The sequence below is a fragment of the Gemmobacter sp. genome (assembly GCF_016792925.1).
Lineage (GTDB): Bacteria > Pseudomonadota > Alphaproteobacteria > Rhodobacterales > Rhodobacteraceae > Gemmobacter.
The window spans coordinates 1-18,244 of record NZ_JAEULU010000219.1 but is presented as its reverse complement, the minus strand read 5'-3'; the positions used below and the strand labels follow the sequence as shown (position 1 = coordinate 18,244).

The window sequence follows — 18,244 nt, the reverse complement described above, 5'->3', positions numbered from 1 at the left end:
AGACAGCCCCCAGCGGTTCAACCCGCACGCCGGCTGGCCGTCACATGCAGCGGGAACACCTTGGCGGGATTGAGCAACCAGCCGGGGTCGAACACATCCTTCACCCGCAGTTGCGCCTCCAGATCGGCGGCGCCATATTGCACCTCCATCAGATCGCGCTTCTCGATCCCCACCCCATGCTCGCCGGTCAGGCAGCCCCCCACCTCGACGCAAAGCCGCAGAATATCGGCGCCAAGCGCCTCGCATTTCTCCTGCTCGCCCGGCTGATTGGCATTGTAGAGGATCAGCGGGTGCATGTTGCCATCGCCGGCATGAAAGACATTGGCGACATCCAGCCCATACTCCCGGCTCAGCTCGCCAATGCGGCGCAGCACGAACGGCAGGCTGGAGACCGGGATCGTGCCATCGAGGCACATGTAATCATTGATCTGCCCCATGGCACCAAAGGCCGATTTGCGGCCCAGCCAGATGCGCTTGGCCTGATCGGCATCGGCGGCGGCGCGCAACTCTACCGGGTTGTGCCGCTGCGCAATCTCGGTGATCAGGCCCAATTGGTGCCGGATTTCCGCCTCCGCCCCCTCCACCTCGACTATCAGCAGCGCCTCGCAATCGGGGTAGCCCGCGCGGGCGAAATCTTCGCAGGCCTTGATGCAGGGCCCGTCCATGAACTCGATCGCCACCGGCAGCACGCCCGCCTTGATGATATCGGTCACACAGGCCCCCGCCACCTCGGAGGACTGGAACCCGATCAGCACTGGCAGCGCGCCCTCGGGCTTGGGCAGGATGCGCAAATACGCCTCTGTCACCACGCCCAATTGCCCCTCCGAGCCGCAGATGACGCCCAGAAGGTCCAGCCCCGCCGCATCCGACCACGGGCCGCCCACCTCCACCACCGTGCCATCCATCAGCACCATGGTCACGCCCAGCAGATTGTTGGTGGTGACACCATATTTCAGACAATGCGCCCCGCCGGAATTCATGGCGATATTGCCGCCAATCGCACAGGCCAGTTGGCTGGACGGGTCGGGCGCGTAAAAGAACCCCTCGCCCTCGACCGCCGCCGTCACGGCCAGATTGGTGCGCCCTGCCTCAACCCGGATGAAGCGGTCGGCCAGACTGACCTCCAGCACCGCCGTCATCCGCGCCAATCCCAGAATGACACTGTCCGCCGTCGGCAAGGCGCCCCCTGCCAGCGAGGTGCCCGCCCCGCGCGGCACCACCGGCACGCCCTCCTCGTGGCAAACCCGCAAGGCCGCCGCCACCTCCGCCGTGGAGCGCGGCAGGATCGCCGCCATGGGCGGGCAGCGATAGGCCGAGAGCGCGTCGCATTCATAGGCGCGCAGCTCGACACCGGCGTCGATCACCGCATCCGCAGGCAGCACGGCGCGCAACCGCGTCACGATCCGCGCCTTGCGCGACAGGATCAGCGGGCTGGGAACAGGCATGTCCATGGCGACCTCCAGTCTATTGGTAAATTTATATAACCAATTTTGCCATTTGGCAAGCGCCGCGCCACAGGCTATCCAAGGGTATGGAAGCCCTCACCCTGCTGCGCCTTTTCTCGCCCCTCGATCTTGCCGCCGCCACCTATGCGCTGGCGGGCGGCATGGCCCTGCATTGGGCGATTGAAAGCCCGCGCCTGCCGCGTGCCTCGGTGTCGCAGATCCTCAGCCATTATCGCCGCGACTGGATGCGCGAATTCGTCACCCGGCAACCGCGCATCTTTGACGCGACCATCCTGGACGGGCTGCGGCAAGGCATCACCTTCTACGCCTCCAGCTGCCTGCTGGCCCTCGGCGCCGGGCTGGCCTTGCTGGCCGATACCACACCGCTGCAAGGGCTGGCGCAAAGCTTTGATCTGGCCAGTGACCCGGCCCTGCTGGTCAAGGCCAAGATCCTGTTCACGCTGGGTTTTGTGGTGAATGCCTTCCTGAAATTCGTCTGGTCGCACCGGCTGTTCGGCTATTGCTCGGTGCTGATGGCCTCGGTGCCGAATGACCCCGGCCACCCCCGCGCCTATGACCGCGCCGCGCGCGCCGCCGAGGTGAACATCACCGCTGCCCGCAACTATAACCGGGGTCTGCGCTCGGTCTATTTCGCGCTTGGCTCGCTGGGCTGGCTGCTGGGGCCCTGGGCGCTGCTGCTGACCATGACGGCCACCTTTGCCACCCTGACGCGGCGCGAATTCGCCTCGCAAAGCCGGGCCGCCATCGTCGCGCGCCTGTCGGAAGACGCGTGAGCGGCTGTCAGGGCAGCATGGGGGGCTGTCTGCCCCCCACGGCCCTACGGGCCTCCCCCCGAGGATATTTTTGAACAGAAAAAGCAAAAGTGCGGATCTGCTCTTTTTCTGTCTGAAAATATCCTCGGGGGGTGCGGGGGGCGAAGCGCCCCCGCGGCGGCGATCAGGCCTTGCGCAGGCTCATCCGGCCTTCGCGCAACCAAGCGAGCAGCGTGAGGCTCGCCGCGAGGATCAGCCAGGCCCAGGCGGGCAGGATTTCCGCCACGCGCACATCCTGGCTGACATAGGCGCCGCGTGGGGTGATGCCCAGCCAGCCGCGCCCGGCGGCGGTGCGACCCTCGCCCACGGCGCGCAGGTCGGGCATGCCGTCCTCCAGCCGCAAGATGCCACCGCCCGTGCCCTCCAGATAGGGGCGCAGGGGATCGGCGCTGGCGAGGGTTTGCTCGAACTCGCGCGGCGCGGGCGGGCCGACAGCCACGACAGTGGCGAGATCATCTTGCGCCATCCGATAGAGGCCCACCAAAGGCGCCGCGATTTCAATGCTGTAGAGGCCGGGGCCGCGCTGTGGCAGGGTGACCTGTTGCTCGGCGCCATCCGGTCCGGTCAGGCTCAGCGGGCCCGGAGGCACGGCGGCCAGCGTGCGGCGGGTGATGCGGATCGTGCCGTCGCCCGTGGTTGCCGCAAGGATTTCCTCCTCCAGCTCCGGTTCTTTCAGCATCCAATGCGCCAGCCGCCGCAGCAACTCCAGCTGCGGACCGCCACCCTCATAGCCGCGCCCCCAAAGCCAGGCGTGGTCTGAGGCCAGCACCGCCACCCGCCCCTCACCCTCGCGCGACAGGACCAATAGCGGCTTGCCTTCCAGCCCCTGCATCACCACCTGCCCCGCCCCGCGCGCCGCGATCTCGATCTGGCGGAACCAGCGCCCCCAACCGCCCGCAGGCGCTTGTTTTTCAAGGCCTTGCGTCACCGGATGGCGCTGCCCCAGATCGGTCAGTTGCGGTTTGAAGCCGCCCTCCAGCACGCGGCTGGTGGTGGTGACGGGCAGAATATCAGCCAGAGGCGAGCGCCAAAGGCTGTCGGCCGTGCCAAACTCCGGCCCTGCCGCCACCAGCACCGTGCCGCCGCGCAGCACATAATCGCGCACGTTTTCAAGGTATTGCGTCGGGAGGATGCCCCGAAGGCGATAGCGGTCGAAGATGATCAGGTCAAATTCGTCGATCTTTTCCACGAACAGCTCGCGGGTGGGGAAGGCGATCAGCGACAGTTCCTCCACCGGGATGCCATCCTGCTTTTCCGGCGGGCGCAGGATGGTAAAATGCACCAGATCGACCGAAGGGTCTGATTTCAACAGGTTACGCCAGACCCGCTCGCCGGTATGCGGCTCGCCCGAAACCAGCAGCACCCGCAGCCGGTCGCGCACGCCATTGATGGCGGTGACGCTGGCATTGTTGCGCGTGGTCAGCTCACCCGGCCCCTCGCTCACCTCGAATTGTAGCACATTCTGCCCGCCATGCGGCAGGGTGACCGGCAGATCGAGGTCTTCGCCTACGGGCACCGAGTAATATTCCGCCGGGCCGCCATCCACCGCGATGGACAGTTCGGCCATGCCCTGCGCCTCAGTCGGCACCGCACCCTGATCCTCGATGCGCAGGGTCAGGGCCACCGGCTCGCCCAGGATGGCAAAGGCGGGGGCGTTTTTCACGATCAGGCGGCGGTCCCAATCGCGGCTGCGCCCGGTCAGCGCCAGATGCACGGGTGCGGGAGAATGTGGTTTCAGATCAAGGTCATGCGCCTGCCCGTCGCTGATGATCACCGCGCCTGCAATGCGGTCGCGCGGCTCGGCGGCGAGGGCCTCGGCGAGGGTCGCCATCACCGGAGAGCCGCCGTCACCCGGCGCGTCGCGCAGCGGCACGACGCGCAATTCGGTATTGGGCAGCCCCGCGACCTCGGCTCGCAAGGCGGCCAAGGCGGTTTCGGTCTGCGCCGTGCGGTCGCCGACCGACTGGCTGGATGTCTGATCGACAATCGCGATCACGATGTCGGACAGCGGCTTGCGGTCTTCCTCTTGCAGCGAGGGGTTGGCCAGCGCCGCCAGCAGCGCCAGCGCCGCCAGCCCCCGCCAGGGCCAGCCCGCAAGGCCGCGCAGCAATGCCAGAATCACAGCGCCAAACGCCAGCGCCGCCAGCCCTCCCAGCAGCCAGACAGGCACCAGCGGATCAAGGATCAGCGCGCTCATTGCCCCAGCCTTTCCAGCAATGCAGGCACATGCACCTGATCGGATTTATAATTGCCCGTAAAGACATGCATGATGATGTTGATCCCAAAACGCCAGGCGATCTCGCGCTGGCGCTCGCCGGTGCTGCCGCGCCCGACCGGGTAAACCGGCACGCCGCGATCATCCACCGCCCAGGCCGCCGCCCAGTCATTGCCGCCGATGACCACCGGGGTCACGCCGTCATTGAGGCTGCGGAACGGCATGCCGTCGGCCTGCGCGGCATCGGGCGGGGCTTGCTCCACCCAGATCGGGCCATTCTGGCGGCCGGGGAAATCTTGCAGCAGATAGAAGGTGCGGGTCAGCACATGGTCGGGCGGCACTTGCTCCAGCGGCGGGATGTCGAGCGCGGCGGCGATCAGTTGCAACCGGCGCGATTCCGGCGAGGTGCCGCCCGCCATTCCGGCGTCGCGGGTATCAAACAGGATCATGCCGCCGGTGCGCAGGAACTGGTTCAGCTTGCCATAGGCCGCGACCGAGGGGATCGGCTGATCCGCCGTCACCGGCCAGTAGAGGAAGGGGAAAAAGGCCAGCTCATCGGCCTCCAGATCCACGCCCATCGGCTCCGCCGGTTCAATGGTGGTGCGGGCGAAAAGCTGTTGGCGGAGGCCGTCAAGCCCTTGTTTTGAAAGCTGATCCACCTTGGTATCGCCGGTGACGACATAGGCCAGACGCAGCTCGGTGGTGGCCTCGATCGCGAAGGCATCGGCGCCTTGCGCCTGTGCCTGCGGCGGAGCCAGCAGCAGCAGCGACAGCGCGGCGGTCAGCGCGCCAAGGCGGCCCGAGAGCCGCAGCGCTGCCAGCACATCGACCATCAGCAGGCACAGCGCGAGGGCGAGGGCGGCGCCTTTCAGCGGCATCTCGGCCTGTGCCACCGCGCCCTCGACCGGGACGGAGGCGGGCCATTCGGCAGGGCTCAAGCGGGTGTCTGCGCCGATCACATTCAGCGCCACACGGCGATCTTCGCCCGCGTAAAGGCCGGGCGGCAGGTCGGGGCCGGGGGCGGCGCCCGCCAGATCCTCGCCCTTCACACCGGGCAGGCCCTGCGGCGCCTGCACCGCGCCGAAGGCATCCAGCACTGTGTCGGCCTGAAAGGTCTGGCCCTTCAGATCGGCGGCCTCGGGCAGGGCCGGGCGGGTGGAAATGGCAAGCCTTTCAAGCATTTGCACAAAAAGCCCCGAGAGCGGCAGCGAAGACCATTCGGCATTGGCCGTCACATGCACCAGCACCACCTGCCCCTGCCCCAGCACCTTTCGGGTGACCAGCGGGGTGCCGTCTTCCAGCGTGGCGATGGTGCGGGCGGCCAGATCGGGGTCGGGCTGGGCCAGCACCTGCGCCTTGACCGAGACCTCGGGCGGGACGGGCAGGCCGAAGAACGGGCTGCCTTCGGGGAAGGCGGCAAGGGTTTTCGGGTCGCCCCAGCTCATCGCGCCGCCCAACTCCCGGCCGCCTTCACGCAGGCGCACCGGCAGCAGCGGGTCTTCCTCGCTGCGGGCGATGTCAGAGGCGGCGAGTTTCGGCCCGGCAAAGCGCAAGAGCAACCCGCCCTTTTCCACCCATTTAATCAAGGCGTTCGCCTCCTCGCCCGTCACGCGGGCGATATCGGCCAGCACGATCACATCGGGGTTGGCGGTGATGACATCAGCCAGATTGCCCGTCACCAGATCGGCCACCGGGGCGAGGGCCTGTTCCAGATAATGCGTGGGCGAGAGCAGCAAAAGCCCCTCGCGCCCGGCACCGCCGCCGATCAGCGCGACCTTGCGGCGCTTGAGGCTGTCATCGGTCAGGGTCACGGCGCCCGCATGGCGCTGGCCGGAAATCTCGAACCTTGTCAGACGGTTACGCAATTCCGGCGGCAGGTTCAGTGCGGTCTCGGCGGTGGTTTGGCCGGTAGCGAAGGTCAGCGTGGCGCGGGCCAGCTCGCGTTCGATCCCGGCGGGATCGAGGCCGCGGGCGGAGACCTCGACCTCTGACTGGCTGCCCGCGGGGAGGCGGTCGGCGGTCAGTTGCACGGCGCCATCCTGAAAGGTGACGGGGCGCAGCGCGAGCAAAGGGCGCGGGGTTTCAAAGACGCGGACGGTGCCTATGGTTTGCAGAGCGGCCAGCAGGTCGGCACGGCCGGGATGAGCGAGACCATCGGAAATCCAATAGGTATCAAAGGCTTGCGACGGCAGGGCGGCAATCCAGCGGGCCATGTCGGCGGGGGCGAAGGGCTGCGGTTGCAAGCCACCGAGGCGCGGCATCAGCGCGTCGGCGGCCTGAAATTGCGGCGCCTGCGGCGCGTCGGTCAGCCGGATCAACGCCAGCGTGCGCCCGGCGCGGCCTGCATTTTCTGCAATCATTTCAGCACGTTCCACCCGGCGCGGCCAGTCGCGGGCATCGGCCCAGCTGCCATCCATCACGATCAGCAAGGGCGCATCGGAGCCGGGATCAGCGGGCGTGGGATTGAGAATGGGGCCGGCAAAGCCGAAGATGGCGGCGGTGAGGGCGGCGGCGCGCAAGAGGAGCAGCCACCACGGGGTGCGGTCGGTCTCGCTGTCTTCGTCCTTCAGGCCCAAAAGCAGCGTAACCCCCGGAAAACGCCGGAGAATCGGCGCAGGCGGCACGGCGCGCAGCAAGATCCACAGCACAGGCAACGCCACCAGCGCCAGCAGGATCAAGGGGGCAGCAAAGCCCAGAGGGCCGATCATCCACATTAAAGAGCGGCCTCCAAGGCCTTGTAAAGCCACAATAAAACAGGTTGCGCCCCCTGCCCTGTGTCATGGGAGGCGAGATGCCAGCCCGCCGCGCGGGCCAGTTGGGCGAGGCGGTCGCGGCGTTCGGCCAGCCGGGCGCGGTAGCGGGCGCGCAGATCGCCTGCGCGCAAGGTTTCAAACCGCAGGCTGCCGCCCATGGAGGTGAAGATGGTGCGCCCGTCGAAGGGGAATGTTTCCTCTGCTGGATCAAGCACTTGCAGCAATACGCCGCGCGCGCCCCGGTCGGTGGCGGCGGCCATCGCGGCCTCGACCCCGGCCAGATCGCCCATGAAATCGGAGATCAGCACGACCCGGCCATGGGGGGCGATGCCGGTGACCTCGGGGCGGCCATAATCGGGGGCTGAAGGGTAATTCTCTATACGCTTTTCGCCCGTTTCAGGGGGCAAAGTGTAACCGGCTATACGCTTTGCCTGCCCGGACCTGTCATCACCGATACTGTTTTGCAAAAGCGCCGCCGCCAGACGCTCCAGCTGCGCGCGACCGGGGCGCGGCGGGGCCAGATCGCCCATCAGCCCGACGCGCTCGCCGCCGCGCAGAAGAAGGCTGGCGAGGGCGAGGGCCAGAAGCTGCGCCCGGTCGGATTTGGCGGGGCGGCTCTTGTCGCCGGTGAAAGACATGGAGGCGGAGGCATCGACCCAGAGCGACACGCTTTGCGCCGATTGCCATTCGCGCTCGCGCACATATTGCACATCGCCCAGGGCAGAGCGGCGCCAGTCGATCGCGCGGGCGGCATCGCCGGAATGGGCCTGGCGGTATTGCCAGAACTCGTCGCCCTGCCCTGCGCGGCGGCGGCCATGCTCACCAAAGGCCACCGAGGCCGCCAGATGATCGGCGGCAGCCAGAAGCGGCGGCAGCGCGGCGCCGAGGGCGGCGGCGCGGGCGCGCAGACTGGAAGGCGCTGCGGCGCTGGTCACGCCGCCGCCTCAAGCCGCAGGCTGCGGGCGGTGGCGGTCTCGATCACGCTGGCGATGCTGTCGCCCCGCGCCCGGGCGGCGAAGGTCAGCGCGACGCGGTGGGTGAGGACGGGGCGCGCCAGCGCCGCGACATCGGCCACCGAGGGCGCGAGGCGGCCCTCCAGCAGCGCGCGGGCGCGGACGGCCAGCATGAAGGCTTGCGCCGCGCGGGGGCCGGGGCCCCATGAGAGCGTATCGGCCAGGGCCGCGCCCTCGGGCTCGCCGGGGCGGCAGGCGCGGACCAGATCGAGGATGGAATCGACCACCTTTTCGCCCACGGGCATGCGGCGGATGACCTCTTGCGCCTCCAGAAGTTCCGTGGCGGTGAAGACCTGATGCGCCCGCGCCTCATCAATGCCGGTGGTGGCGAGGAGGATGTCGCGCTCGGCGGTGCGCGTCGGGTATTCCACGTCGATCTGGAACAGGAAGCGGTCCAACTGCGCCTCGGGGAGCGGATAGGTGCCTTCCTGCTCGATGGGGTTCTGGGTGGCGAGGACGTGGAAGGGGCGGCCCAGCGGGCGGTGCTGGCCTGCGATGGTGACCTCGCGTTCCTGCATGGCTTGCAGCAGCGCCGATTGGGTGCGCGGGCTGGCGCGGTTGATCTCGTCGGCCATCAGCAGTTGGCAGAAGATCGGGCCTTCGAGGAAGCGGAAGGCGCGGCTGCCATCGGGGGCGGTTTCCAGCACTTCGGAGCCGAGGATGTCGGCGGGCATCAGGTCTGGCGTGAACTGGATGCGGCTGCCATGCAGGCCCATGACGGTGGAGAGCGTGTCGACAAGCCGGGTTTTGCCAAGGCCCGGCAGGCCCACCAGCAGCCCGTGCCCCCCGCAAAGCATGGCGCCCAGAACAAGGTCGACGACCCGTTCCTGCCCGATGAAGCGGCGGTTGATCGAGGCCTTGGCCTCGGCCAGCTTGGCGCCCAGGGTTTCGATCCGGTCCAGCAGCGCTTCTGTCATGACAATGCCCTTCAACGGTTTATACTGCCCATTTAAGCGGTTCGCGCCGCCGGGCACAAATGACAAAAGCGAAAGTGCGGCAAATGGCAGAGAACATTCTGGCGGAAGCGACGAAGGCGGCCAAGAAGGGGCCGCCGCCGGTGCATCTGTGGAATCCGCCCTATTGCGGCGAGATGGATATGCGGATTGCGCGCGACGGGACGTGGTTTCACGAGGGCTCGCCGATTGGCCGGGCGCCGATGGTGCGGCTGTTTGCCTCGATCCTAAAGCTGGAGGAGGGGCGGTTCTATCTGGTGACCCCGGTGGAGAAGCTGGGGATCACGGTGGAGGATGCGCCCTTTGTGGCGGTGGATTTCACGGTTGAGAACGGCGTGGTGGAGTTTGTGACCAATGTGGAGGACCGGGTGGTGCTGGGGCCGGAGCATGGGTTGCGGATGGAGGGCGGCGCGCCTTACGTGATGGTGCGGCGGGGCTTGGAGGCGCGGGTGGACCGCAAGAGCTTTTACCGGCTGATGGAATTGGGCGAGGTGGAGGGGGAGTGGTTCGGTGTGCGGTCGTCGGGGGTGTTTTTCCCGGTGATGCGGGCGGCGGAGTTGGGGTGATGGCCGAGGCCATTGCCGAGGTCTTGCGCCACCGCTCTTACATCGGGCCGGTGACCCGAAGCCACGGGGTGGGCCGCCCGCCCTGCCGGGGGCGGGCGATGGCCTCTCGGTCTTGGGTGAACGGCTTTTGCGTCCTCGCTCCCACAAGGCCCGGGAAACGCGCTGCTTTTCCGGTTTCCGGCCCGTCTTATGGCCGAGGCCATTGCCGAGGTCATGTTGAAACGTCAGCGAGTTCGGGCCGGTGGCCCGAAGCCACCGGGTGAGCCGCCCGCCCTCCGGGCGGCGGGCGCTTCGCTCCCACCGGGGCAGGCACTGGCCTCTCGATGGACTTGCTGAAACGGTCTTGCGGCCCCGCTCCCACAGGGCCGGCGAAACGCGGTGCGTTTCCGGTATCCGGCCCCTTGAGCGACGGACGGCCCGCGCCCGTCCCGCCGGGCGGGCTTTGCCCCGCGGTCCTTGTAGAAAGGGTCTTGCTTCGCCGTTCCCGCAGGGCTGGGGGAGACGCGGTGCGTTTTCTGATCCGTCCCGATTGGCCGAGGCCATTGCCGAGGTCATGTTAAAACGTCAGCGAGTTCGGGCCGGTGGCCCGAAGCCACCGGCCAGCGCCCGCCCCGCCATTGGCGGGCGCTTCGCACCCGCCGGGGCAGGCTCTGGCCTTTCGATGACTTGCTGAAATGGTCTTGCGGCCCCGCTCTCACAGGGCCGGGGAAACGCAGTGCGTTTCCGGTTTCCGGCCCCTTGACCGACGGACGGCCCGCGCCCGTCCCGCCGGGCGGGCGATGGCCTCTCGGTCGCGGGTTGAACGGGTCTTGCTCCACCGCTCCCACAGCTTCGGGGAAACGCCGTGCGTTTCCGGTGTCCGGCCCCGACCCCTTCCCCACTTTCCCCTTTCCCCACAGGTGATTCCCCGCTATAGCCCGCCGATCCGTCACGCACCCTTGGAGGGTGGCGGATCAATGCATGCTAATTACGGAGATACCAATGGCACGCGAGATCGAAGATCTTATTGCCGATGTGCGCACGGGGTCGGGCAAGGGGGCCGCTCGTCAGGCACGTCGCGAGGGGTTCGTCCCCGGCATCGTCTATGGGGACAAGCAAGAGCCTGTCGCCATCCAGATGAACTACAACACCCTGCTGAAGCGCCTGCGTCAGGGCCGCTTCCTCTCCACCCTGTTCAACCTGAAAGTGGCAGGCCAGCCCGACGTTCACGTCGTCTGCCGCGGCGTTCAGCGCGATGTGGTGAAAGACCTGCCGACCCATGTGGACTTCATGCGCCTGCACGATGACAGCCGCATCAACCTGTTCATCCACGTGACCTTCATCAACCACGACGCGGCCCCCGGCCTGAAGCGTGGCGGCACCCTGACCGTGGTGCGCCCGGAAGTGGAACTGGAAGTCCTCGCCTCCGACATCCCGTCGGAAATCGTGGTGGACCTGACCGGCAAGACCTTCGGCGATGTCATCCACATCGAAGACGTGACCCTGCCGAACGGCGCCAAGCCGACCATCGACCGCAATTTCGTGATCGCCAATATCACGGCCCCCTCGGGTCTGGTGGCCGAAGAGTAATCCTTTTCCTTCAGGGGAAAGGCGGGCGCGGCAGGGCAACCTTGCCGCGCCTTTTCTTTTGGCGGCGGGCATGGCAGGCTGCGACCATGGCCCGCAAACAAAGTGAGACCCGCCTGCCCGCCCCCTTTCTGCGACAGGTGCGCCTGCGCCCGGAGATGTGGCAGGCCCAGCCGGAATATCCCTTCAGCCTGCCCTTCCTGCATGCCGAATTCGCGCTGGAGTTCACCGCCCCCGTCACCATTCTGGTGGGCGAGAATGGCAGCGGCAAATCCACCCTGATCGAGGCGATGGCCGCGCTGTCGGGCTTTGACGAGGCGGGGGGCGGCCAGGGCTATCGCCCGGTGGATCATGCGCAGGCGCTGGAGGTGAATGGCGCGGCCCTCGGCGCCGCGCTGCGCGCCAGCTGGCTGCCCAAGGTCACACGGGGCTGGTTCTTCCGCGCCGAGAGCTTTTATGCCGTCGCGCGCTATCTGGACGAGGCCGCGCGCGCCAGCGGCGGCGCCCCGCCCGATTTCCTGTCGCACAGCCATGGCGAGGGCTTCCTGCGCGTCTTTGCCGAGCGGATGGACCGGCAGGGCCTCTATTTCCTCGACGAACCCGAAAGCGCCCTGTCGCCGAAACGCCAGCTGGAGCTGCTGCGGCACCTGGCGGCGCTGGCCCACCGCCCGATGGCGCAGGTGATCATGGCCACCCATTCGCCGCTTTTGATGGCCGTGCCCGGCGCACAGGTGCTGGAGATCACCCGCGAGGGCGTGCGCGCGGTGGATTGGCGCGACACGGCCCATATGCGCCTCTACCGCCACTTCGCCCTCGACCCGGAAGAGTTTCTGCGCGAGGCGCTGGCGGGCGAGATTTGACAGCAGGCGGGCGCTGGAATCCCTCCGGACACCCCGATCCCGCCCCGGTCGAGCAAGCCGCCCGGTGCCCTGCCCTTCGGCTGGCCACAGCGCGCGAGGCCGGAGCCTTGATGTCGGCATTTATGTGGAAGGTCTGGTGGAGCAGAGGGGGATCGAACCCCTGACCTCGTCATTGCGAACGACGCGCTCTCCCAACTGAGCTACTGCCCCGCGACCTGAGCGTTTTCTGGCGCTTTGATTTGCGAATGTCAAGCGCCCCGCGCGGCGGCAGAGCGGGATTTTTCAGCCTGCGCCCCCAAGGCTTTGGCGGAGAAAATCGACGATCTGGTCGGCGGGGCGGCTGCCTGCGAGGCGGGCGATCTCGCGCCCCTTGCGATAGAGGATCAGCGCCGGGATGCCCTGAATACGGGCGCGGGCGGCGATCTGGGGGTGGTCTTGGGTGTTCAGCTTGGCCAGCCGGGCGACGGGGGCCAAGACTTTGGCGGCCTTGGCAAATTCCGGCGCCATGGCCCGGCAGGGGCCGCACCACGGCGCCCAGTAATCCACCAGAAGCGGCAGCTCGTCGCCGCGCGTGGCCCTGTCATGGCTGGCCGCATCCAGCACCAGCACGCGGCCCTCGGCCAGCGGATCGCCGCAACTGCCGCATTTCGGGCCCTGGGTCAGACGCGCCAGCGGCACCCGATTGGCCTGGGCGCAGGTGGCGCAGATCAGTTTCACGCTTTCCATGGCCCCTCTCACCATCCGGGCATCGCGGATATGAGCCCATAGGCCAGGGCTCCGGCCAGGGTCGCCAGCACGACCGAGCGGCGGGCATACCAGACCGCCAGCACGGCGAGGCTGCCCCCCCAGAGCGGCGCCCCCTGCCCCAGCATGGGCAAGGCCGAGGCCACGAACAGCGCGGCAATCGCAGCCGGGCCGGTGGCGGCGAGCAGACGCCCCAGCCGCCCCTCGGGCGAGAGGCCCGAGAGGTCCAGCCGGAAGGGCAAGGCGCGGAAAGCCCAGCTGGAGGCGCCAACGGCGAGGATCAGGGCGAGAACGTCGGGTCTCATGCGGATCTCCGCAGGGCGCCTGTCACCGCCCCGGCGGCCATGCCCGCCAGCAGCGCCAGCGTCGGCTGCCCCGCCAGCGTCAGCGCCACCGTGACCGCCGCCGCCACGGCGATCACCGGCAGTTGCGCCCGCGACAGGATGGACAGCAGCAGCGCCAGAAACAGCGCGGGCAACATGAAGCCAAGCCCCGCCTCCACCGCCGGAAAGCCCGCGAGGGCGCCGCCCCCGGCCAAGGCTCCGGCGACGGTGCCCGAAACCCAGGCACCATAGGCGCCAAGGCCCAGACCCAGCATGAAGGGTTCGGAAAAGCGCCGCCCACGCGCAAGCTCGCCCAAGGCCGCGCCAAACACCTCATCGGTCAGACCAAAGGCCCAGACCCAGGCGCGGCGCGTCTGGCTGCCGCCCGCCGCCCGCATCAGCGCCGGACCATAGGCCAGATGGCGCACGCCCATGGCGATCAGGGTGAAGGCAGAGACAAGCAGAGGCGCGCCTCCGGCCAGCAGCGTCACCGCCAGAAACTGCGCCGCACCGGAATAGATGATCAGCGAAAAGGCCGTGGCCTCGACCAGCGAGAATCCGGCCTGCGCGGCGGCCACGCCAAAGGAAAAGGCGATGGGGACATAGCCAAGCGCCACCGGCACGGCAGCGCCAAGCCCTTGCAGAAACGTCGCGGGAGAGGTGTTTGCGGTCATGCCGCGACCCTCCGGCCCGGCAGCAGAACTGTCAAGCCCGCGCCTTTTTCATCTTGGCCAAAATATCCCGGGGGGTGCGGGGGGCTGGCCCCCCGCTGTTGCGGCACGATGCAGGGGCTGGCCCCCCGCCGAGGTCGCCCGCGCCGCGTCTCAGGGCGGCGCGGGCGCAACAGGGTCAGAGGCGGCCGGGTTGCGCGCCGCCTCTGGCAGGATCATTCGGCGGCTTGGGCGTAGGCCTCGACCGGCGGGCAGGTGCAGATCAGGTTGCGGTCGCCATGGACGTTATCGACCCGGCCCACGGGGGGCCAGTATTTGTCCACCCGGAAGGCGCCGGGCGGGAAGCAGCCCTGTTCGCGCGAGTATTTCCGCGTCCAGTCGGCGACCAGATCGTTCACCGTATGGGGGGCGTGGCGCAGCGGGCTGTCTTCGGCCGCGATCTCGCCGGCCTCGACCGCCGCGATCTCGGCGCGGATGGCGTGCAGGGCGGTGATGAAACGGTCGATCTCGGCCTTGGTCTCGCTCTCCGTCGGCTCCACCATCAGGGTGCCGGCCACCGGCCAGCTCATCGTGGGAGCGTGGAAGCCGTTGTCGATCAGGCGCTTGGCGATGTCATCCACTGTCACGCCATGGTCGGCAAAGGGGCGGGTGTCGAGGATACATTCATGCGCCACCCGGCCCCGGTTGCCCATGAACAGCACCGGATAGGCGCCGCGCAGGCGGGCGGCGATGTAATTGGCGTTGAGGATCGCCACGCGCGTCGCCTGCGTCAGCCCCTCACCGCCCATCATCAGGCAATAGGCCCAGGAGATCAGCAGGATCGAGGCCGAGCCATAGGGGGCGGCGCTCACCGGGCCTTCGGAGCCCCCAATCTCAGGGTGGCCCGGCAGATGCGGGGCCAGATGGGCTTTCACACCAATCGGGCCCATGCCGGGGCCGCCGCCGCCATGCGGGATGGCGAAGGTTTTATGCAGGTTCAGGTGGCTGACATCGCCGCCGATCTGCCCCGGTTTCACGAGGCCCACCATGGCGTTCATATTGGCGCCGTCGATATAGACCTGCCCGCCGAACTCATGGGTGATGGCGCAAATCTCGCGGACGGTTTCCTCGAACACACCATGGGTAGAGGGATAGGTGATCATGCAGGCCGCCAGACGGGTGCCCGCCTCGGCGGCCTTGGCGCGGAAATCCTCCACATCCACATCGCCATTGGGCGAGGATTTCACCACCACCACCTCCATGCCGCACATCTGGGCCGAAGCGGGGTTCGTGCCATGGGCGGAAACCGGAATCAGGCAGACCTTGCGCTGATCATCGCCGCGCGACCGGTGATAGGCCTGAATGGTCAAAAGCCCCGCATATTCGCCCTGCGCGCCGGAATTCGGCTGCATGCTCATGGCGTCATAGCCGGTGATCTCGCACAGCTTTTCCGACAGATCGGCAATCGCCTCGGCATAGCCTGCGGCCTGATCGGCGGGCACGAAGGGGTGGAGGCTGCCGAATTCGGGCCAGGTGATCGGCATCATCTCGGCGGCGGCATTCAGCTTCATGGTGCAGGAGCCCAGCGGGATCATCGCGCGGTCCAGCGCCAGATCGCGGTCCGACAGGCGGCGCATATAGCGCATCATCTCGGATTCGGCGCGGTTCATGTGGAAGACCGGATGGGTGAGAACCTCGGACTGGCGCAGCAGCTCCACCGGGAAGCCCAGATCGCCCTCGGGCAGCGGGGCATCCAGAATGCCGAAGGCGCGCAGCACGCGGCGCAGCACGTCCTCGTTGGTGGTCTCGTCCAGCGAAATGCCGACGTGATCATGGCCCACTTTGCGGAAGTTCAGCCCCTCGGCCCGGGCGGCGGCGAGGATGCCCGCCTGCCCCACGCCGACCTCTACGGTGATCGTGTCGAAGAAATGCTTGGGCGGCAGGGTGGCGCCCGCCGCGCGGAGCGCCTTGGCCAGGCGGATGGTGTAGCTATGCACGCGTTCGGCGATGGCGCGCAGGCCCTTGGGGCCGTGGAAGACGGCATACATCGAGGCCATCACGGCGAGCAGTGCCTGCGCGGTGCAGACGTTGGAGGTGGCTTTCTCGCGCCGGATATGTTGCTCGCGGGTTTGCAGCGACAGGCGATAGGCCTTGTTGCCGCGCGCGTCGATCGAGACGCCGACGATGCGGCCCGGCATGTTGCGCTTGTAATCGTCGCGGCAGGACATGAAGGCGGCATGCGGGCCGCCATAGCCCATCGGCACGCCAAAGCGCTGCGCCGAACCCACGGCAATATCCGCCCCCATCTCGCCCGGTGCTTTCAGCATCATCAGCGCCAGCAGATCGGTCGCCACCACCGCCACGGCCTTGGCAGCGTGGAGGCTGTCGATGAAGGGCGTGAGGTCGCGGACATGGCCCCAGGTGCCGGGATATTGGAAGATCGCGCCGAAAACGCGGGTGGCATCAAGCTCTTCCGGGGCGCCGGTCAGGATCTCGATCCCCAGCGGCAGGGCGCGGGTGCGGATCACCTCGATGGTTTGCGGATGGCAGTTTTCGTCGATGAAAAAGGCGCGGGCCTTCGATTTCGACACGCGCTCGGCCATGGTCATGGCCTCGGCCGCAGCGGTGCCTTCATCCAGCAGCGAGGCATTGGCGACATCCAGCCCGGTCAGATCGCAGACCATGGTTTGATAGTTCAGCAGCGCCTCGAGGCGGCCTTGGGCGATTTCGGGCTGGTAGGGGGTATAGGCGGTATACCAGGCCGGGTTTTCCAGAATGTTGCGCTGGATCGCGGGCGGGGTGACGGTGCCGTAATAGCCCTGCCCGATCAGGCTGGTCATCACGCGGTTCTTGGCCCCGACCGCGCGCATTTTCGCCAGCAGCTCGTGTTCCGAGAGCGGCGCCCAGGCCAGCGGCTTGTCCTGCCGGATGGAGGCGGGGATGGTTTCACCGATCAGCTGATCGAGGCTGTCGCAGCCCACGGCCTCCAGCATCTCGGCCATCTCAAGGGGCGAGGGGCCGATATGGCGGCGGTTGGCAAAGTCATACGGGTTATAGTCGGTCGGCGTGAAGGTCATGTCACACATCCCCATGCAGGAGCGGTCCGAGTTTTCGACGAAAACTCGGGTTACGATTTTTCTGCGAAAAATCGGCGGTTCAGCCGATCAGCTCGTTATATTCGTCTTCGTCCATGAAATCGTCGAGGACCGAGAGGTCATCGAGTTTCATCTTGAAGAACCAGGCGGCGCCCAGCGGGTCTTCGTTCACGAGGCCGGGATTGTCGGCCAGTTTGTCATTCACTTCGACGATCTCGCCATCAACGGGAGCGAGGATGTCGGAGGCGGCCTTGACGCTTTCGATCACGCAGACCTCATCGCCCGAGCCCACCTGGGTTTCGGGCTCGGGGAGTTCGACGAAGACCACATCGCCAAGCGCCTCGGCGGCATGGGGGGTGATGCCGACCACCACGAGGTCACCCTCGACGCGAAGCCATTCATGTTCCTTGGTAAATTTCATCTGGGTCACCGTTCAGCGTTTGTAGGTTGTGGGGTGGAAAGGCATGTCTGCGCGGGCCAGGGGCAGGCGCTTGCCGCGCAATTCGGCGGTCAGCGCGCTGTCCAGCGCGGCGGTGGCGACATAGCCCATGGCGATGGGGGCCTCGACCGAGGGGCCGAAGCCGCCGGAGGTGAGGGTGCCAGCGGGCGCGTCGCCTGCGAACAACTCGACGCCTTCGCGCATCGGCGCGCGGCCATCGGGGCGCAGGCCCACGCGCAGGCGCGACGGCCCCTCGGCCAGTTCGCGCAGGATGCGGTCCGCGCCGGGGAAGCCCCCGGCCCGCGCGCCGCCAGCGCGGCGGGCTTTCTGGATGGCCCAGGTGAGGGCCGCTTCGACCGGCGAGGTGGTGGTGTCAATGTCATGGCCGTACAGGCAGAGCCCTGCCTCCAGCCGCAGGCTGTCGCGCGCGCCCAGGCCGATGGCCTCGACCTCGGCCATATCCAGCAGCGCGCGGGCCAGCCCCTCGGCGCCCGCGTCGGGGACCGAGATTTCAAACCCGTCCTCGCCGGTATAGCCGGAGCGGCTGATCCACAGCTCGCCAAACACCGTCGGCACCTGCGCCACATCCATGAAGCGCATGGCGGTAACCGAGGGCACCAGCCGGGCCAGCGCGGTTTCCGCAGCCGGGCCTTGCAGCGCCAGCAGGCAGCGGTCGGTGACCGGGATCACCTCGGTGGTGGCCGACAGATGCGCCTGCATATGGGCGATGTCGGCCTGCTTGCAGGCGGCGTTCACCACGACAAACAGGTGATCGCCGCGATTGGCGAC

15 protein-coding genes and 1 tRNA gene are annotated in these 18,244 nt (G+C 67.6%); 4 read left to right on the top strand and 12 right to left on the bottom strand.

Going from position 1 to position 18,244, the window contains the following annotated elements; genetic code table 11:
• Positions 1-17: 17 nt before the first annotated feature.
• Positions 18-1,451 carry an FAD-linked oxidase C-terminal domain-containing protein gene (locus JNN06_RS10580; RefSeq protein ID WP_291239557.1) on the bottom strand — a complete coding sequence of 478 codons (1,434 nt, stop codon included), beginning with the start codon at positions 1,449-1,451 and terminating at the stop codon, positions 18-20.
• An 80-nt stretch (positions 1,452-1,531) separates the two neighbouring features.
• On the opposite strand from JNN06_RS10580, the gene JNN06_RS10575 reads away from it, so the two are divergent.
• Positions 1,532-2,239 (top strand): DUF599 domain-containing protein, encoded by a 708-nt coding sequence (locus JNN06_RS10575; RefSeq protein WP_291239556.1) that lies wholly within the window; start codon positions 1,532-1,534, stop codon positions 2,237-2,239.
• 163 nt (positions 2,240-2,402) lie between these two features.
• Here JNN06_RS10575 and JNN06_RS10570 read toward each other — a convergent pair whose 3' ends face one another.
• Genes JNN06_RS10570 through JNN06_RS10555 form a run of 4 tightly spaced genes read right to left on the bottom strand, consistent with a single transcriptional unit; the run spans position 2,403 to position 9,176 of the window.
• Positions 2,403-4,475 carry a glutamine amidotransferase gene (locus JNN06_RS10570; protein ID WP_291239555.1) on the bottom strand — a complete coding sequence of 691 codons (2,073 nt, stop codon included), beginning with the start codon at positions 4,473-4,475 and terminating at the stop codon, positions 2,403-2,405.
• On the bottom strand, positions 4,472-7,207 hold the full coding sequence (locus JNN06_RS10565; protein WP_291239554.1) for a DUF4159 domain-containing protein: 2,736 nt from the start codon (positions 7,205-7,207) through the stop codon (positions 4,472-4,474). Before JNN06_RS10565 ends, JNN06_RS10570 begins: the two co-directional genes overlap by 4 nt.
• Entirely contained in the window at positions 7,207-8,181 is a 975-nt protein-coding gene (locus JNN06_RS10560; RefSeq protein WP_291239553.1) for a DUF58 domain-containing protein, read from the bottom strand. The genes JNN06_RS10565 and JNN06_RS10560 overlap by 1 nt, the downstream gene beginning before the upstream one ends.
• Positions 8,178-9,176 (bottom strand): MoxR family ATPase, encoded by a 999-nt coding sequence (locus JNN06_RS10555; RefSeq protein ID WP_291239552.1) that lies wholly within the window; start codon positions 9,174-9,176, stop codon positions 8,178-8,180. The genes JNN06_RS10560 and JNN06_RS10555 overlap by 4 nt, the downstream gene beginning before the upstream one ends.
• A gap of 59 nt (positions 9,177-9,235) precedes the next feature.
• Here JNN06_RS10555 and JNN06_RS10550 point away from each other — a divergent pair, with 59 nt between their 5' ends.
• The 3 genes from JNN06_RS10550 (at position 9,236) to JNN06_RS10540 (ending at position 12,204) form a co-directional block, all read left to right on the top strand.
• On the top strand, positions 9,236-9,778 hold the full coding sequence (locus JNN06_RS10550) for a DUF1285 domain-containing protein (protein ID WP_291239551.1): 543 nt from the start codon (positions 9,236-9,238) through the stop codon (positions 9,776-9,778).
• 981 nt (positions 9,779-10,759) lie between these two features.
• Positions 10,760-11,347: a 50S ribosomal protein L25/general stress protein Ctc gene (locus tag JNN06_RS10545; protein ID WP_291239550.1), complete on the top strand. Its 588-nt coding sequence runs from the start codon at positions 10,760-10,762 to the stop codon at positions 11,345-11,347.
• 86 nt (positions 11,348-11,433) lie between these two features.
• Positions 11,434-12,204 carry an AAA family ATPase gene (locus JNN06_RS10540; protein WP_291239549.1) on the top strand — a complete coding sequence of 257 codons (771 nt, stop codon included), beginning with the start codon at positions 11,434-11,436 and terminating at the stop codon, positions 12,202-12,204.
• A 134-nt stretch (positions 12,205-12,338) separates the two neighbouring features.
• On the opposite strand, the gene JNN06_RS10535 is transcribed toward JNN06_RS10540, so the two are convergent.
• The 7 genes from JNN06_RS10535 to JNN06_RS10505 all read right to left on the bottom strand — a co-directional run.
• A tRNA-Ala gene (locus tag JNN06_RS10535) sits at positions 12,339-12,414 on the bottom strand.
• A 72-nt stretch (positions 12,415-12,486) separates the two neighbouring features.
• Positions 12,487-12,930 (bottom strand): thioredoxin domain-containing protein, encoded by a 444-nt coding sequence (locus JNN06_RS10530; RefSeq protein WP_291239548.1) that lies wholly within the window; start codon positions 12,928-12,930, stop codon positions 12,487-12,489.
• Between the two features lie 8 nt (positions 12,931-12,938).
• The gene (locus JNN06_RS10525; RefSeq protein WP_291239547.1) at positions 12,939-13,253 is read right to left on the bottom strand and encodes an AzlD domain-containing protein; all 315 of its coding nucleotides are present in this window, start codon (positions 13,251-13,253) and stop codon (positions 12,939-12,941) included.
• The gene (locus JNN06_RS10520; RefSeq protein ID WP_291239546.1) at positions 13,250-13,945 is read right to left on the bottom strand and encodes an AzlC family ABC transporter permease; all 696 of its coding nucleotides are present in this window, start codon (positions 13,943-13,945) and stop codon (positions 13,250-13,252) included. The genes JNN06_RS10525 and JNN06_RS10520 overlap by 4 nt, the downstream gene beginning before the upstream one ends.
• A gap of 212 nt (positions 13,946-14,157) precedes the next feature.
• Entirely contained in the window at positions 14,158-16,998 is a 2,841-nt protein-coding gene (gene gcvP / locus JNN06_RS10515) for an aminomethyl-transferring glycine dehydrogenase (RefSeq protein ID WP_291239545.1), read from the bottom strand.
• A gap of 79 nt (positions 16,999-17,077) precedes the next feature.
• Positions 17,078-17,437 carry a glycine cleavage system protein GcvH gene (gcvH, locus tag JNN06_RS10510; RefSeq protein ID WP_291239544.1) on the bottom strand — a complete coding sequence of 120 codons (360 nt, stop codon included), beginning with the start codon at positions 17,435-17,437 and terminating at the stop codon, positions 17,078-17,080.
• Between the two features lie 12 nt (positions 17,438-17,449).
• The coding region (locus JNN06_RS10505) for a glycine cleavage T C-terminal barrel domain-containing protein (protein WP_291239543.1) at positions 17,450-18,244 on the bottom strand (795 nt) is incomplete at its 5' end.

What these genes read in the sequence shown, in the direction of transcription:
- JNN06_RS10575 (WP_291239556.1), top strand. Translation starts at nt 1,532, where the DNA reads ATGGAAGCCCTCACCCTGCTGCGCCTTTTCTCGCCCCTCGATCTTGCC.
- JNN06_RS10530 (WP_291239548.1), bottom strand. Translation starts at nt 12,930, where the DNA reads ATGGAAAGCGTGAAACTGATCTGCGCCACCTGCGCCCAGGCCAATCGG.
- JNN06_RS10555 (WP_291239552.1), bottom strand. Translation starts at nt 9,176, where the DNA reads ATGACAGAAGCGCTGCTGGACCGGATCGAAACCCTGGGCGCCAAGCTG.
- JNN06_RS10570 (WP_291239555.1), bottom strand. Translation starts at nt 4,475, where the DNA reads ATGAGCGCGCTGATCCTTGATCCGCTGGTGCCTGTCTGGCTGCTGGGA.
- gcvP (WP_291239545.1), bottom strand. Translation starts at nt 16,998, where the DNA reads ATGACCTTCACGCCGACCGACTATAACCCGTATGACTTTGCCAACCGC.
- JNN06_RS10545 (WP_291239550.1), top strand. Translation starts at nt 10,760, where the DNA reads ATGGCACGCGAGATCGAAGATCTTATTGCCGATGTGCGCACGGGGTCG.
- gcvH (WP_291239544.1), bottom strand. Translation starts at nt 17,437, where the DNA reads ATGAAATTTACCAAGGAACATGAATGGCTTCGCGTCGAGGGTGACCTC.
- JNN06_RS10520 (WP_291239546.1), bottom strand. Translation starts at nt 13,945, where the DNA reads ATGACCGCAAACACCTCTCCCGCGACGTTTCTGCAAGGGCTTGGCGCT.
- JNN06_RS10565 (WP_291239554.1), bottom strand. Translation starts at nt 7,207, where the DNA reads ATGTGGATGATCGGCCCTCTGGGCTTTGCTGCCCCCTTGATCCTGCTG.
- JNN06_RS10580 (WP_291239557.1), bottom strand. Translation starts at nt 1,451, where the DNA reads ATGGACATGCCTGTTCCCAGCCCGCTGATCCTGTCGCGCAAGGCGCGG.
- JNN06_RS10550 (WP_291239551.1), top strand. Translation starts at nt 9,236, where the DNA reads ATGACAAAAGCGAAAGTGCGGCAAATGGCAGAGAACATTCTGGCGGAA.
- JNN06_RS10540 (WP_291239549.1), top strand. Translation starts at nt 11,434, where the DNA reads ATGGCCCGCAAACAAAGTGAGACCCGCCTGCCCGCCCCCTTTCTGCGA.
- JNN06_RS10525 (WP_291239547.1), bottom strand. Translation starts at nt 13,253, where the DNA reads ATGAGACCCGACGTTCTCGCCCTGATCCTCGCCGTTGGCGCCTCCAGC.